The organism is Variovorax nitratireducens (assembly GCF_051216545.1).
Taxonomy (GTDB): domain Bacteria; phylum Pseudomonadota; class Gammaproteobacteria; order Burkholderiales; family Burkholderiaceae_C; genus Variovorax.
The window spans coordinates 1-13,769 of the sequence record NZ_JBPJZO010000004.1; the positions used below are offsets into that span (position 1 = coordinate 1).

General features: G+C 65.1%; 14 protein-coding genes and 1 tRNA gene. 10 read left to right on the forward strand and 5 right to left on the reverse strand.

All coding sequences use genetic code 11. The annotated features are described in order from the left end of the window. Positions 1-187: 187 nt before the first annotated feature. The 5 genes from ACSFA8_RS12105 to ACSFA8_RS12125 all read right to left on the reverse strand — a co-directional run bounded on the left by ACSFA8_RS12105 (position 188) and on the right by ACSFA8_RS12125 (position 4,830). Positions 188-826, reverse strand: a complete 639-nt coding sequence (locus ACSFA8_RS12105; RefSeq protein ID WP_435479772.1) for a LysE family translocator — start codon at positions 824-826, stop codon at positions 188-190. Then, positions 823-1,452, reverse strand: coding sequence for an RnfABCDGE type electron transport complex subunit B (locus ACSFA8_RS12110; protein WP_435479773.1), 630 nt, complete (start codon positions 1,450-1,452; stop codon positions 823-825). Before ACSFA8_RS12110 ends, ACSFA8_RS12105 begins: the two co-directional genes overlap by 4 nt. Before the next feature lie 19 nt (positions 1,453-1,471). After that, positions 1,472-2,881, reverse strand: a complete 1,410-nt coding sequence (locus tag ACSFA8_RS12115; RefSeq protein ID WP_435479774.1) for a polyhydroxyalkanoate depolymerase — start codon at positions 2,879-2,881, stop codon at positions 1,472-1,474. 88 nt (positions 2,882-2,969) lie between these two features. Next, a complete protein-coding gene (locus ACSFA8_RS12120) occupies positions 2,970-3,596 on the reverse strand; it encodes a YitT family protein (protein WP_435479775.1) in 627 nt (208 codons plus the stop codon). Between the two features lie 37 nt (positions 3,597-3,633). After that, on the reverse strand, positions 3,634-4,830 hold the full coding sequence (locus ACSFA8_RS12125) for an amino acid aminotransferase (protein WP_435479776.1): 1,197 nt from the start codon (positions 4,828-4,830) through the stop codon (positions 3,634-3,636). 107 nt (positions 4,831-4,937) lie between these two features. On the opposite strand from ACSFA8_RS12125, the gene uvrB reads away from it, so the two are divergent. The 10 genes from uvrB (at position 4,938) to ACSFA8_RS12175 (ending at position 13,745) form a co-directional block, all read left to right on the forward strand. Then, entirely contained in the window at positions 4,938-7,070 is a 2,133-nt protein-coding gene (gene uvrB / locus ACSFA8_RS12130) for an excinuclease ABC subunit UvrB (protein WP_435479777.1), read from the forward strand. 221 nt (positions 7,071-7,291) lie between these two features. Then, positions 7,292-7,828 (forward strand): Fe-S cluster assembly transcriptional regulator IscR, encoded by a 537-nt coding sequence (iscR, locus tag ACSFA8_RS12135; protein ID WP_435479778.1) that lies wholly within the window; start codon positions 7,292-7,294, stop codon positions 7,826-7,828. Positions 7,829-7,912: 84 nt separating this feature from the next. After that, complete coding sequence (locus tag ACSFA8_RS12140; protein ID WP_435479779.1) at positions 7,913-9,133, forward strand: IscS subfamily cysteine desulfurase; 1,221 nt, start codon at positions 7,913-7,915, stop codon at positions 9,131-9,133. Positions 9,134-9,169: 36 nt separating this feature from the next. After that, a complete protein-coding gene (gene iscU / locus ACSFA8_RS12145; RefSeq protein ID WP_435479780.1) occupies positions 9,170-9,589 on the forward strand; it encodes a Fe-S cluster assembly scaffold IscU in 420 nt (139 codons plus the stop codon). A 1-nt stretch (position 9,590) separates the two neighbouring features. Then, the gene (gene iscA / locus ACSFA8_RS12150) at positions 9,591-9,914 is read left to right on the forward strand and encodes an iron-sulfur cluster assembly protein IscA (RefSeq protein ID WP_286542957.1); all 324 of its coding nucleotides are present in this window, start codon (positions 9,591-9,593) and stop codon (positions 9,912-9,914) included. 144 nt (positions 9,915-10,058) lie between these two features. Then, positions 10,059-10,577, forward strand: coding sequence for a Fe-S protein assembly co-chaperone HscB (hscB, locus tag ACSFA8_RS12155; RefSeq protein WP_435479781.1), 519 nt, complete (start codon positions 10,059-10,061; stop codon positions 10,575-10,577). A gap of 4 nt (positions 10,578-10,581) precedes the next feature. Beyond that, positions 10,582-12,438: a Fe-S protein assembly chaperone HscA gene (hscA, locus tag ACSFA8_RS12160; RefSeq protein WP_435479782.1), complete on the forward strand. Its 1,857-nt coding sequence runs from the start codon at positions 10,582-10,584 to the stop codon at positions 12,436-12,438. Positions 12,439-12,450: 12 nt separating this feature from the next. Continuing rightward, complete coding sequence (gene fdx, locus ACSFA8_RS12165) at positions 12,451-12,789, forward strand: ISC system 2Fe-2S type ferredoxin (RefSeq protein ID WP_286542960.1); 339 nt, start codon at positions 12,451-12,453, stop codon at positions 12,787-12,789. 85 nt (positions 12,790-12,874) lie between these two features. Then, the gene (dnaQ, locus tag ACSFA8_RS12170; RefSeq protein WP_435479783.1) at positions 12,875-13,594 is read left to right on the forward strand and encodes a DNA polymerase III subunit epsilon; all 720 of its coding nucleotides are present in this window, start codon (positions 12,875-12,877) and stop codon (positions 13,592-13,594) included. 76 nt (positions 13,595-13,670) lie between these two features. Beyond that, positions 13,671-13,745: transfer RNA gene (locus tag ACSFA8_RS12175), tRNA-Val, on the forward strand. Positions 13,746-13,769: the final 24 nt, after the last annotated feature.

A 13,769-nucleotide genomic window follows, 5' to 3' on the forward strand; every position in this document is an offset into this window, starting at 1 on the left:
AGCACAGGGTTTACCGGACGGGCTCCCTTCAGCGCTTCGGGAGCGGGAGGAACAATATCAGGAGGAGGCCGCAGGCCGGGGGACATTCGCGGAGCAGCGTGCCCCGCCGCCCTGATCCCATCCCGGACCCTCAGCGCTCAGATCAACGCTGGATGGAGATCTTTGAATGCAAGACCGTATGAGTCATTCAAGCGCCGGGTCGACGCCAGAACGCGAGTGTGGCCGCCAGTGCCCACATGCCCGCCGCGCAGCCGCGGTTGAGCCGCTGCAGGCTGCGCCGCGACAACCAGCGCACGGCCTGCGTTCCGGCGGCTGCGTAGGCCAGCATCACGCAGGTGTCGAGCGCCACGAAGATCGCGCCGAGCAGCAGGTACTGCGCGCCCTGCGGCTTCGTGATGTCGATGAACTGCGGCAGGAAGGCTGCGAAGAACAGCACCGTCTTGGGGTTCGACAGCGCCACGATCAGGCTGCGCACCAGCGCGACACGACCGTGCGGCCGGATCTCGATGGCGGACTTGGCCAGCGCGGTGCCGAGGTCGGTCGCTTCACTGCGCCACAGCTTGATACCGAGCCAGACGAGGTAGGCCACACCGGCCACGCGGATTGCATTGAACAGCAACTCCGACGCGGCGAGCAGTGAGCCCAATCCGAGCGCGACGACCGCGATCAGCGTGATGCTGCCGAGCGACGCACCGGCAATGCCCCAGCTCGCGCGCCGCATGCCGCCGTCGATGCCATTGGACAGGGCCAGCAGCATCGTGGGGCCGGGGATCACGGCCAGAGCGAGCGAGGCGACGACGTAGATGAGCAGGGTGTCGAGGCTCATGGTTTGGCGGCGGGCGGGCGTTGCGACGCGGCACGAGCGCGTGCCAGGGCGGCCTCGACGATGGAGCGCTTGCGCGTGTCGGCGGCCTGCGGTTCGGCAAGTGCGGGAGTTTCTTCGGCCTCGCGCTGGCCGGCATCGCGATGCCTGGCGTGAAGCTGGTAGCGCTGCAGCGCGGCATCGGCGTGCGCCTGCGACCAGGCCTGCCAGCCGCTGCGGCCCGGCGTCGCGTCTTCGAGCGAGATGCAGTCGACCGGGCACACTGGAATGCAAAGCTCGCAGCCGGTGCAGTGCGGCTCGATCACGGTGTGCATGCGCTTGTGGATGCCGAGGATGGCGTCGGTCGGGCAGGCGTCGAGGCAGAGCGTGCAGCCGATGCACCAGGCCTCGTCGATCACCGCCATGCTGCGTGGGCCCTCCGTGCCGAATTCCGCGCCGAGCGGTTGCACTGGTCGTCCGGTGATCGCCGCCAGTCGCGCGATGCCTTCGGTGCCGCCGGGCGGGCACTGGTGAATGCCGGCCTCGTTGTTCGCGATGGCCTCTGCATAGCCGGCGCAATCAGGGTAGCCGCAGCGCGTGCACTGCGTCTGCGGCAACGCAGCGTGGATGCGCGCGGCCAGCGGACTCACTGCAGCGCTACTGCTTGGCTCAGCGCGCGGTGCGGCTGCGCGTCGTCTTGCGCGCAGCAGCCACCTTCGCCCGGGGGGCTGGCGCCGTCAATGCTTCGGATTTGGCAGGCATCGGACGAATCGTGTCTTCGGCGGTCACGGCCTTGTTCGAGACTGCGCGCTTTTGCGGCTTGTCGTGCGCCGCGATGAAGGCCAGCGTCTTCGGATAAACCATGTCGCGCCAGCGGCGGCCACTGAAGATGCCGTAGTGGCCCGCGCCCTTGACTTCGTAGTGCTCGCGCTGCGCGGCCGGAATGCCGATGCACAGCTGATGTGCGGCTTCGGTCTGGCCCGAGCCCGAGATGTCGTCGAGTTCGCCTTCGATCGTCAACAGGGCGCTGCCGTGGATGTCCTGCGGTTTGACGCGCTCGATCTGACCTTGCGGGTTCTTCACGTCCCAGGTGCCGTTCACCAGGTCGAACTCCTGGAACACGGTGCGGATGGTGTCGAGGTAGTAGTCGGCGTCCATGTCGAGCACCGCGTTGTACTCGTCGTAGAACTTGCGGTGCGCTTCGGCGCTGGCGCCGTCGCCCTTGATCAGATCCTTGAAGTAGTCGTAGTGACTGGTCGCGTGGCGATCAGGGTTCATCGCCACAAAACCGGTGTGCTGCAGGAAGCCCGGGTACACGCGGCGGCCTTCACCCGGGAAGCCTTGCGGCACGCGGTAGATCACGTTGTTTTCGAACCACTCGTAGCTCTTGTTCATTGCGAGGTTGTTCACCGCCGTGGGCGACTTGCGCGCATCGATCGGGCCGCCCATCATCGTCATCGTGAGCGGCAGCGCCTCGCCGCGGCTGGCCATGAGCGACACCGCAGCCAGTACCGGCACGGTCGGCTGGCACACGCTCACCACGTGGCAGTTGCCGTACTCGGCCTGCAGGTGGCGGATGAACTCCTGCACGTAGTTGATGTAGTCGTCGAGGTGAAACGTGCCTTCCGACAGCGGCACCAGGCGCGCGTTCTTCCAGTCGGTGACGTAGACCTTGTGGTCTTGCAGCATGGTCCGCACGGTGTCGCGCAGCAAGGTGGCGTAGTGCCCCGACAGCGGCGCCACGATCAGCACCACGGGTTGGCGCTTGAGCGTTTGCAGGGTGTGCGGCTCGTCGGTGAAGCGCTTGAAGCGGCGCAGCTGGCAGAACGGTTTGTCGAGTTCGATCACTTCCTGGATCACCACCTCGTCGCCGTCGACCTTCACGCCCTTGACGTTGAATTCGGGCTTTTCGTAGTCCTTGCCGAGGCGGTACAACAGGTCGTAGCCGGCGGCCATGCGCTGTGCCATCGGCAACTGGCTCCAGACCGCGCCCGGGCCGTAGAGCCTGGAGGCGGCCTGCGCGAAATCGGAGAAAGGCTCCATCAGGGAGCGCTGGGCTTCGTAGAGTTGGTAAAGCACGGGTGCCCCAGATAATGTAATGTTGCGGTGCAATATAGCAGCAGCGCGGCCCTGGGAGCTAGGCAGAAGCACCCAAAGAGCCGGCGGCTCAGGTGGCCGCGTAACGGCCCGGCTTGTGGTTGATCCACAAAAACAGACCCATGACGACCGCCGCCAGCACCGACCAGGCGACGCGCTGGGGCGGAATCACCCACAACGCCAGCAACACCACGGTGCAGTCTATGGCGATCTGCACCTTGCCGGCCGGCCAGCCGCGCTTCTCCTGCAGATACAGCGTCAGCACGGTCGCACCGCCCAGACTGGCGCGGTGCCGCGCGAGGAACAGGCAGCCCGTGCCCAGCAGCAGGCCGCCAAGCACCGCGGCAAAAGCCGGGTGCAGCGAATCGATGGAAAAGTAGCGTGGCGCCCACTCGGTCATGGCCGAGAGCAGGGCGATCGCAACAAAGGTCTTGACCGTGAAGGCGCGGCCCATGTGTCGCCAGGCGAACCAGTAGAACGGCAGGTTCACCAGAAAGAACAGCTTGCCGAAGCTCACGTCGGTGGCGTAGTGCAGCAGGAACGCCACGCCGGCCGTGCCGCCGGTGAGCAGGCCCGCCTGCCCGAACAGCATCATCGCGATGGCGACGAACAGCGTGCCCGAAAAAATGGCCTGCGCGTCGTCGAACCGGGAGTGCCGCAACAATTCGGGCAAAGGCGGGTGCGGGGGCGCGTTCATGGCGTGAGCCACGCAAATCCCGCGCCACCCGTGCTGGTTACACCACCATGGCGATGCTGGCGCAGACGTAGTCGATGTTCTTGCTGTTGAGCGCGGCCACACACATGCGGCCCGTGTCGGTGCCGTACACGCCGAACTCGTTGCGCAGACGCACCATCTGGTCTTTGGTCAGGCCCGAGTAGCTGAACATGCCGATCTGCGTGGTGATGAAGCTCATGTCTTCTTTCACGCCGGCCGCCTTCAGGCCGTCGACCAGCTTCTGGCGCATGGCCTTGATGCGCACGCGCATTTCGGCGAGTTCCTTTTCCCAGACAGCGCGGCGGGCCGGGTCGTTCAGCACCGCGGCCACCACCGCACCGCCGTGGATCGGCGGGTTGCTGTAGTTGGTGCGGATCGCGATCTTGAGTTGCGACAGCACGCGGCCGGCTTCTTCCTTGGACTCGCACAACACCGACAGGGCGCCGACGCGCTCGCCGTAGAGGCTGAAGCTCTTGGAGAACGAGGTCGAGACGAAGAAGGTGAGCCCAGCTTCGACGAACTTGCCGATCACGGCGCCGTCTTCCTGGATGCCGTGGCCGAAGCCCTGGTAGGCCATGTCGAGGAAGGCGACCAGATTCTTCGTCTTGACGGCGGCGATGACCTGATCCCACTGGGCGGCCGTGATGTCGTAGCCGGTCGGGTTGTGGCAGCAGGCGTGCAGCACGACGATGGTGCCGGCCGGCGCGGCGTTGAGCGCGGCCAGCATGCCGTCGAAGTTGACGCCGCGCTTGGCCGCGTCGTAGTACGGGTAGCTTTCGACAGGGAAGCCGGCCTGCGTGAACAGCGCGCGGTGGTTTTCCCAACTCGGGTCGCTGATCAGCACCGTGGCATTCGGGCTGAGCTTCTTCAGGAAGTCGGCGCCGACCTTGAGGCCGCCGGTGCCGCCGATGGCCTGGATCGTCGCGACGCGGCCGGACTTCACCGGTTCGCTGTCGGCGCCGAACACGAGGCCCTTGACCGCGCTGTCGTACGCCGCGATGCCGTCGATCGGCAGGTAGCCGCGCGCGCTGGGCGCTTTCATCATGTCTTCTTCGGCGGTTTGCACGCAGGCCAGAAGAGGCAGCTTGCCGTTGTCGTCATAGTAGACGCCGACGCCGAGGTTGACCTTCTTCGGGTTGGTGTCGGCTGCAAATTGCTCGTTGAGGCCGAGGATCGGATCGCGCGGCGCCATTTCGACCGCGGTGAACATAGACATGGAGAAAGTCCTTTGGGATGAAAGCTTCGCGTGTAACCGGGCAAGCGCTTAAGCTTTCCGGTTGCCTTGAATTTTACCGGCGCCACCGCCACCTGACGGGAACAGCCATGCCAGAGATCTCCGAAGCCATCACAGACACGCACGACCCCGCTGCCGTCGGCCCCGCGAAAGAGGGCGAATTCATCCGCTTTCCGAACTCCCCGTTCGAGCTGTTCCAGCCCTATCCGCCGGCCGGTGACCAGCCGAACGCGATCGAAGGCCTGGTCGAAGGGGTCGAGAACGGCGAGGTGTTCCAGACCCTGCTGGGCGTCACCGGCTCGGGCAAGACCTTCACCATGGCCAACGTGATCGCGCGGCTGGGCCGCCCCGCCATCGTGTTCGCGCCCAACAAGACCCTGGCCGCGCAGCTTTACAGCGAGTTCCGCGAGTTCTTTCCGAAGAACGCGGTCGAGTACTTCGTCAGCTACTACGACTACTACCAGCCCGAGGCCTACGTGCCGCAGCGCGACCTGTTCATCGAGAAGGACTCCTCGATCAACGAGCACATCGAGCAGATGCGGCTGTCGGCCACCAAGAGCGTGCTGGAGCGCCGCGACACGGTGATCGTGGCAACGGTGAGCGCCATCTACGGCATCGGCACGCCCGAGGACTACACCCAGATGCGTTTCATCATGCGGGTGGGCGACAAGATCGGCCAGCGCGATGTGATCGGCCGGCTGATCCGCATGCAGTACACGCGCAACGAGCAGGATTTTTCGCGCGGCACCTTCCGCGTGCGCGGCGATACGATCGACGTGTTTCCGGCCGAGCACAGCGAACTCGCCATCCGCATCGAGCTGTTCGACGACGAGATCGAGACGCTGCAGTTGTTCGATCCGCTCACCGGCCGCATCCGGCAGAAGATCCCGCGCTTCACGGTCTACCCGTCGAGCCACTACGTGACGCCGCGCGACAAGGTCATGACCGCGGTGGAAACCATCAAGCTCGAACTGGCGGCTCGGCTCAAGGAGCTGGTGGGGCAGGGCAAGCTGGTGGAGGCGCAGCGGCTCGAGCAGCGCACCCGCTTCGACCTCGAGATGCTGGCCGAGATCGGCCACTGCAAGGGCATCGAGAACTACACGCGCCACCTGTCGGGCGCCGCGCCGGGCGATCCGCCGTCCACGCTGACCGACTATCTGCCGAAGGACTCGTTGATGTTCCTCGACGAGAGCCACCAGATGATCGGCCAACTCAATGCCATGTACAGCGGCGACCGCGCGCGCAAGACCACGCTCGTCGAGTACGGCTTCCGGCTGCCGTCGGCGCTGGACAACCGGCCACTCAAGTTCGAAGAGTTCGAGACGCGCATGCGCCAGGCGATCTTCGTCTCGGCCACGCCGGCACAGTATGAGAAGGATCATGCGGGCAACGTGGTCGAGCAGCTGGTGCGGCCCACCGGGCTGATCGACCCAGAAGTCGAAGTGCGCCCGGCCACGCACCAGGTCGACGACGTGCTCGGCGAGATCCGCCTGCGCGTCGAAAAGAACGAGCGCGTGCTGATCACCACGCTGACCAAGCGGATGGCCGAGCAGCTGACCGACTACCTGGGCGACAACGGCGTCAAGGTGCGCTACCTGCACAGCGACATTGACACGGTCGAGCGGGTCGAGATCCTGCGTGATCTGCGTTTGGGCGCGTTCGACGTGCTGGTGGGCATCAACCTGCTGCGTGAGGGGCTGGACATTCCGGAGGTGTCGCTGGTGGCGATCCTGGACGCCGACAAGGAAGGCTTCCTGCGGGCCGAGCGCTCGCTGATCCAGACCATCGGCCGTGCCGCGCGCAACCTGAACGGCAAGGCGATCCTGTACGCCGATCGCATGACCGATTCGATGAAGAGGGCAATCAGCGAGACCGACCGGCGGCGCGCCCACCAGATCGCCCACAACGAGGCCCATGGCATCACGCCGCGCAGCATCCTGAAGCAGGTGCGCGATCTGATCGACGGCGTCTACAGCGAAAAGACGGGCAAGGAGATGGCCAAGCTCGAATTGGAGCGCGCCAAGGTCGAGGACATGAGCGAAAAAGACGTCTCGCGCGAGATCAAGCGGCTCGAAAAACTCATGCTGGAGCACGCCCGCAACCTCGAGTTCGAGAAGGCGGCGCGTGTGCGCGACCAGCTGGCGCTGCTGCGCGAGCAGGCTTTCGGCGCACGTGGCGGGGACAACATCGCCGTGCTGACCCCCGGCGAAACGCGCACCTGAGCGGCGCTCCGACGCCGCTCCCTCGGGTTTACCCGGAAGGAGCGAGGGACTTTCTGCTATACTTGACTGAAACACTCAACAACAAAGAAACTCCCGATGAAGGGTCGGCTCCAACCGATTGGTAACACCAATCGATGAAGGGTCGGTAAGGGCGGAGACGACGTCACCCAGCCCCGCCCGGGTTTGGTGTCATTTCAACGGTAAGCACACAGGAGCTTGCAATGCGTCTCACAACAAAAGGCCGTTTTGCGGTCACCGCGATGATCGACCTGGCCCTCCGCCAGAACACCGGCCCGGTCACGCTGGCTGCCATCAGCCAGCGCCAGCAGATTTCACTCTCGTACCTCGAGCAGTTGTTCGGCAAGCTGCGCCGGCATGAACTGGTCGAGTCGACCCGTGGCCCGGGCGGCGGTTATTCGCTGGGCCGCAAGGCCACCGAGATCACGGTGGCGGACATCATCGTTTCCGTCGATGAGCCGATCGACGCCACGCAGTGCGGCGGCAAGGAAAACTGCCTCGGCGAAGCCGGCCGCTGCATGACGCACGAGTTGTGGGCGTCGCTGAACCAGCGGATGGTCGAATTCCTCGATTCGGTCACGCTGCAAAAATTGGTCGACGATCAGCTCGCCAAGGGCGTGCAGGTCGAGAACAAGCCGGTCATCAAGCGTGCGATCTCAGCCCAGCCGGTGGTCAAGCCAATGCGGATCAACGCACCGAATTCGGTGTTCGCGCTGGGTAACGTTTTCGCCAAGTCGTGATCCGGTCGGTGCCTTCGGGCACCGAGCCGAAAAAGCGCCCCCCCCGATTTAACAATCTTCTTCCTTCGCCAGCCCGAGCCAGCCATGGACGTCACTCCTCATTTCCCGATCTACCTTGACTACGGCGCGACCACGCCGGTCGATCCGCGCGTTGTCGACGCGATGATTCCCTGGTTGCGCGAGCATTTCGGCAATCCGGCGTCGCGCAGCCATGCCTGGGGCTGGGAAGCCGAAGAGGCGGTCGAAAAGGCGCGTGGCGAAGTGGCCGGGCTGATCGGGGCCGACCCGCGCGAAATCGTCTGGACGTCGGGCGCCACGGAGTCGAACAACCTCGCGATCAAGGGCGCGGCCCAGTTCTACAAGGGCAAGGGCAAGCACCTGATCACGGTCAAGACCGAGCACAAGGCGGTGCTCGACACGATGCGCGAGCTGGAACGCCAGGGCTTCGAAGTCACGTACCTCGACGTGCAGGAAGACGGCCTGCTCGACCTTGACAAGTTCAAGGCTGCGATCCGCCCCGACACCATCCTCGCGAGCGTCATGTTCGTGAACAACGAGATCGGTGTCGTTCAGGACGTGGTCGCGCTCGGCAACATCTGCCGCGAAAAGGGTGTGATCTTTCATGTCGACGCGGCACAGGCCACCGGCAAGGTCGAGATCGACATGGCAAAGCTGCCCATCGACCTGTTGAGCCTGGCTTCGCACAAGACCTACGGCCCCAAGGGCATCGGCGCGCTGTACGTGCGCCGCAAGCCGCGCGTCCGGCTCGAAGCCCAGATGCACGGCGGTGGCCACGAGCGCGGCATGCGTTCGGGCACGCTGCCCACGCACCAGATCGTCGGCATGGGCGAGGCCTTCCGGCTTGCCAAGCTCGAGATGAAAGACGACGTCGCCAAGGCGGCCGCATTGCAGAAGCGCCTGCTCGACGGCCTGAAGGACGTGGAGCAGGTCTTCATCAACGGCGACCTCGAACGGCGCGTGCCGCACAACCTGAACATCAGCTTCAACTACGTCGAAGGCGAGTCGCTGATCATGGGTATCAAGGGTCTGGCGGTGTCGTCGGGCTCGGCATGCACGTCGGCCAGCCTGGAGCCCAGCTACGTACTGCGCGCGCTGGGCCGCAGCGACGAGTTGGCCCACAGCAGCCTGCGCATGACGATCGGCCGCTTCACGACCGAGGAAGAGATCGACTATGCGATCTCGACCATCAAGCACAACGTGGCGAAGCTGCGCGAACTCAGCCCCTTGTGGGAGATGTTCAAGGACGGCATCGACATCAGCACGATCCAGTGGTCGGCCCACTGACATCCACGCCCTGATCAAGTTCAAAGAGGTAACCCCATGGCATATTCACCCAAGGTCATCGACCACTACGAAAATCCCCGCAATGTCGGCTCGTTCGAAAAGGGCGACGACTCGGTTGGCACCGGCATGGTTGGCGCACCGGCCTGCGGCGACGTCATGAAGCTGCAGATCAAGGTCAACGCCGAAACCGGCGTGATCGAAGACGCGCGTTTCAAGACCTACGGCTGCGGCTCGGCCATCGCTTCGAGTTCGCTCGTCACCGAGTGGGTCAAGGGCAAGACGCTCGACGAAGCGGCTGCACTCAAGAATTCGCAGATCGCCGAAGAGCTGGCACTGCCGCCGGTCAAGATCCATTGCTCGATCCTGGCCGAAGACGCGATCAAGGCCGCCGTGAACGACTACAAGGCCAAGCACGGCGCCACGGCGCAAGCCGCATCGGAAGCAGCGGTTCACTGAGATGGCTGTGACGCTCACCGAAGCGGCCGCGCGCCACGTCACACGCTACCTCGGCAAGCGGGGCAAGGGCGTGGGTGTGCGGCTGGGCGTCAAGACCACCGGTTGCTCGGGCCTGGCCTACAAGCTGGAGTATGTGGACGAATTCGCGCCGGAGGACGTCGTGTTCGAAGACCATGGCATCAAGGTGTTGGTCGACCCGAAAAGCCTGGCCTACATCGACGGTACGCAGCTCGACTTCGTGCGCGAAGGCCTGAACGAGGGCTTCAAGTTCATCAATCCGAACGAGCGCGATCGCTGCGGCTGCGGAGAGAGCTTCCGGATTTAGCCCACCCCCGAGGCGGCTCACTTCGTGTAGCCACTTCCCCCTCAAGGGGGCAACACCAGCGGACCGGCAAAGCCGGTTCCGCGGCGTTCCCCGAGCTGGCACCGACACAGCCGCCGCTGACTTTGCAGGCGGTTTTTTATTGCCATGAATCTCCAAGACACAGATTTCGAACTGTTCGGCGTGCCGACGACCTTCGCGCAGGATCGCGCCGCGCTGGATGCGCGCTGGAAGGAACTGCAGCGCGAGGCGCATCCCGACCGCTTTGCGGCCCAGGGCGCGTCTGCACAGCGCGTGGCGATGCAATGGTCGGTTCGCATCAACGAGGCTTACCAGCGCCTCAAGAACCCGCTCCGGCGTGCGAGCTACCTGTGCGAGCTGAACGGCTCGCCGATCGAGGCCGAGAACAACACGGCCATGCCGGGCGATTTTCTGGTGCAGCAGATGGAGTGGCGCGAGGCGCTGGAAGACGTGGCCGACGAAGCCAGCCTTGATGCCTTGCGAAACGAGGTCGACGCGGGCCGTACGCGTGCGCTGTCGTCGCTCGACTGGCTGATCGACGAAAAAGGCGACTACGCGGGTGCGGCGCGTCAGGTCAGAGCCCTGATGTTCATTGAGCGCTTTGCCGAGGACATCGATGCCAAAGCCGCGCAGTGGGGACAATAGCGCCATGGCATTGCTGCAGATTTCAGAACCGGGCCAGGCGCCCGACCCGCACCAGCGGCGCATCGCGGTCGGTATCGACCTCGGCACCACCCATTCGCTCGTCGCTGCGGTGCGCAGCGGCGTGGCCGAGTGCCTCCCCGATACCGAGGGCCGCGTGCTGCTGCCCTCGGCGGTGCGCTATGTCGACCGCGAACGCCGCCAGATCGGCTTCGATGCGCTGGTGGCGCGCGCCGGCGATCCGGCCAACACCATCACCTCGGCCAAGCGGCTCATGGGCCGCGGGCTGGCCGACATCGCGAACCGCGATGCCATGCCGTACCATTTGATCGACGAAGGCGGCATGGTCAAGGTGCAGACGGTTGCGGGCCTGAAGTCGCCGGTCGAGGTCAGCGCCGAGATTCTGGCGACGCTGCGTTTTCGCGCCGAGGACAGTTTCGACGACGAGGTCTACGGCGCCGTGATCACCGTGCCGGCCTACTTCGACGAGGGCCAGCGCCAGGCCACCAAGGACGCGGCCGAGCTGGCCGGCCTCAAGGTGCTACGGCTGATCAGCGAGCCGACTGCGGCTGCCATTGCCTACGGCCTCGACAACGCCAGCGAAGGCGTCTACGCGGTCTACGACCTCGGCGGCGGCACCTTCGACATCTCGATCCTTCGGCTCACGCAGGGCGTGTTCGAGGTGATCGCTACGGGTGGCGATTCGGCGCTGGGCGGCGACGACTACGACCATGCGCTGGCCGAGCTCGTGCTGGCGCAAACCGGGCTGAAGGCCGCCAGCGACACCGACAAGGCCGACATGCTGGCGTCCGCGCGCGCCGCCAAGGAAGCATTGTCTGACGCCGATTCGACCGCCTTCCATGCCTGGCTGGCGGGCGCCGAAGTCTGCCTCGATCTGAAGCGCGAGCAATTCGACGCAGCCACCCGGCCGCTGACCGACCGCACCATCGCCGCCGTGCGCAAAGCGCTGCGCGACGCGAAGCTCAAGCCCGATGCGCTGCAGGGCATCGTGCTGGTCGGTGGCGCCACGCGCATGCCGCAGATTCGCGAAGCGGTAGCTGCGTTCTTTGGCCGACCGCCGCTGACCAACCTGAACCCCGACGAGGTCGTAGCGCTCGGCGCCGCGATCCAGGCAAACCAGTTGGCCGGCAACGCCGGTGCCAGCGACCTGCTGCTGCTCGACGTGATCCCCCTCTCGCTCGGCATCGAGACCATGGGTGGCCTGGTCGAGCGCATCGTGCCGCGCAACCAGACGATCCCGACCGCGATGGCGCAGGATTTCACCACCTACCAGGACGGCCAGACCGCGCTGGCGCTCCATGTGGTGCAGGGCGAGCGCGACCTGGTGGCCGACTGCCGCAGCCTTGCGCGGTTCGAGCTGCGCGGTATTCCACCGATGGTCGCGGGTGCCGCGCGCATCCGCGTGACCTTCACGGTCGATGCCGACGGCCTGCTGAGCGTGGGCGCGAAGGAGCAGGGCAGTGGCGTCGAGGCGCATGTCACGGTCAAGCCCTCGTACGGGCTGTCGGACGACCAGATCGCGGCGATGCTGCAGGAAAGCTTTTCGACCGCGGCTGCTGACATGCAGGCCCGAGCGCTGGTCGAGGCCCGCGTCGATGCCGACCGCATGCTGCTCGCAACCCAGAGCGCACTCGACGCCGACGGCGATCTGCTCGAGGCCGATGAGCGTGCCACCATCGCATCGCTGATGGTTGCGCTGCGCGAAGCGCGCGGCGCCACCGAAGCTGCAACGGTCGAAGCTGCCACCAAGGCACTGGCCGACGGCACCGAGGCCTTTGCCGCACAACGCATGAACCAGGGCATCGCGCGCGCGCTGTCGGGCCGCAAAGTCGAGTCTCTCTAGAAGAACAAGTAGATGCCCATCATCAAGATCCTCCCGCATGCGGAGTACTGCCCGCAGGGCGCAGAAGTCACCGCGCCGGCCGGCACCTCGATCTGCGAGGCGCTGCTCGACAACCACATCAACATCGAGCACGCCTGCGAGATGAGCGCCGCCTGCACCACCTGCCACGTGCTCGTGCGCCAGGGCTTCGAGTCGCTCAATCCGTCGGACGAAACCGAAGACGATCTGCTCGATCGCGCCTGGGGGCTGGAGCCGCAGTCGCGGCTGAGTTGCCAGGCGATCCTGGCGCAGAAGGACGTAACGATCGAGATCCCCAAATACTCGATCAATCACGCCAAGGAGAATCATTGATGAGCGCAGCGCCGGGCCGCCCCGAGCAAGCTCGCACTCCCTTGGGGGGTGGCGAGGACACGAAGTGCCGAGACAGGGGGCACACATGAGTCGCCAGATCGTTCTCGATACCGAAACCACCGGCCTCTCCGCAGAGAACGGCGACCGCGTGATCGAACTCGGCTGCGTCGAGCTGTTCGCCCGCAAGCTGACCGGCAACGACCTGCACATCTACTTCAACCCCGAGCGCGAGAGCCACGAAGACGCCCTGAAGGTGCACGGGCTCACTACCGATTTCCTGCGCGACAAGCCCAAGTTCGCCACGCTGGCGGACGACGTTGTCGAGTACCTGCGCGGCGCAGAACTCATCATTCACAACGCCGCCTTCGACGTGGGTTTCCTGAACAAGGAGCTCGAACTGGCCGGCCTGCCGCCGCTGCGCACCTTCGTCGGCGAGATCACCGACACGCTCGCGATGGCCAAGCAGGTGTATCCGGGCAAGCGCAACTCGCTCGATGCGCTGTGCGACCGCTTCGGCGTGGATCGCTCCAACCGCACTTTCCACGGCGCCAAGCTCGACGCGCAACTGCTGGCCGACGTCTACATCAACCTCACGCGGGGGCAGGACGCGCTGTTGATCGATGTGGCGTCGAACGAGCCCACGCTCGGCATGGCGATCACGGTGGATCTGCGGAGCTTTGCGCTGCCGGTGCTGCGCGCCGGCGAGCACGAACTGGCCCTGCACGAAGCCGCGTTGCAGCAACTCGACAAAGCCAGCAATGGCCGCACGCTGTTTCGCCAAACTGGCGAAAATGCTGTGGCATAATCGCGGGCTTCGCACGAAAGTGTCGAACATTTCTGGCGGTGCCAGCAGCCCTCGCGGCTGTTCCAGGTACCGCTCGGGGCGGTTAGCTCAGGGGTAGAGCACAGCATTCACACTGCTGGGGTCGGAGGTTCGAAACCTCCACCGCCCACCAATTTCCTTCGCTTTTACGCACGCA

Bases quoted from the DNA above. Each gene is read 5' to 3' on its own strand.
- ACSFA8_RS12105 (WP_435479772.1), bottom strand. From the start codon at position 826: ATGAGCCTCGACACCCTGCTCATCTACGTCGTCGCCTCGCTCGCTCTG.
- ACSFA8_RS12120 (WP_435479775.1), bottom strand. From the start codon at position 3,596: ATGAACGCGCCCCCGCACCCGCCTTTGCCCGAATTGTTGCGGCACTCC.
- ACSFA8_RS12125 (WP_435479776.1), bottom strand. From the start codon at position 4,830: ATGTCTATGTTCACCGCGGTCGAAATGGCGCCGCGCGATCCGATCCTC.
- uvrB (WP_435479777.1), top strand. From the start codon at position 4,938: ATGCCAGAGATCTCCGAAGCCATCACAGACACGCACGACCCCGCTGCC.
- iscR (WP_435479778.1), top strand. From the start codon at position 7,292: ATGCGTCTCACAACAAAAGGCCGTTTTGCGGTCACCGCGATGATCGAC.
- ACSFA8_RS12140 (WP_435479779.1), top strand. From the start codon at position 7,913: ATGGACGTCACTCCTCATTTCCCGATCTACCTTGACTACGGCGCGACC.
- iscU (WP_435479780.1), top strand. From the start codon at position 9,170: ATGGCATATTCACCCAAGGTCATCGACCACTACGAAAATCCCCGCAAT.
- iscA (WP_286542957.1), top strand. From the start codon at position 9,591: ATGGCTGTGACGCTCACCGAAGCGGCCGCGCGCCACGTCACACGCTAC.
- hscB (WP_435479781.1), top strand. From the start codon at position 10,059: ATGAATCTCCAAGACACAGATTTCGAACTGTTCGGCGTGCCGACGACC.
- hscA (WP_435479782.1), top strand. From the start codon at position 10,582: ATGGCATTGCTGCAGATTTCAGAACCGGGCCAGGCGCCCGACCCGCAC.
- fdx (WP_286542960.1), top strand. From the start codon at position 12,451: ATGCCCATCATCAAGATCCTCCCGCATGCGGAGTACTGCCCGCAGGGC.
- dnaQ (WP_435479783.1), top strand. From the start codon at position 12,875: ATGAGTCGCCAGATCGTTCTCGATACCGAAACCACCGGCCTCTCCGCA.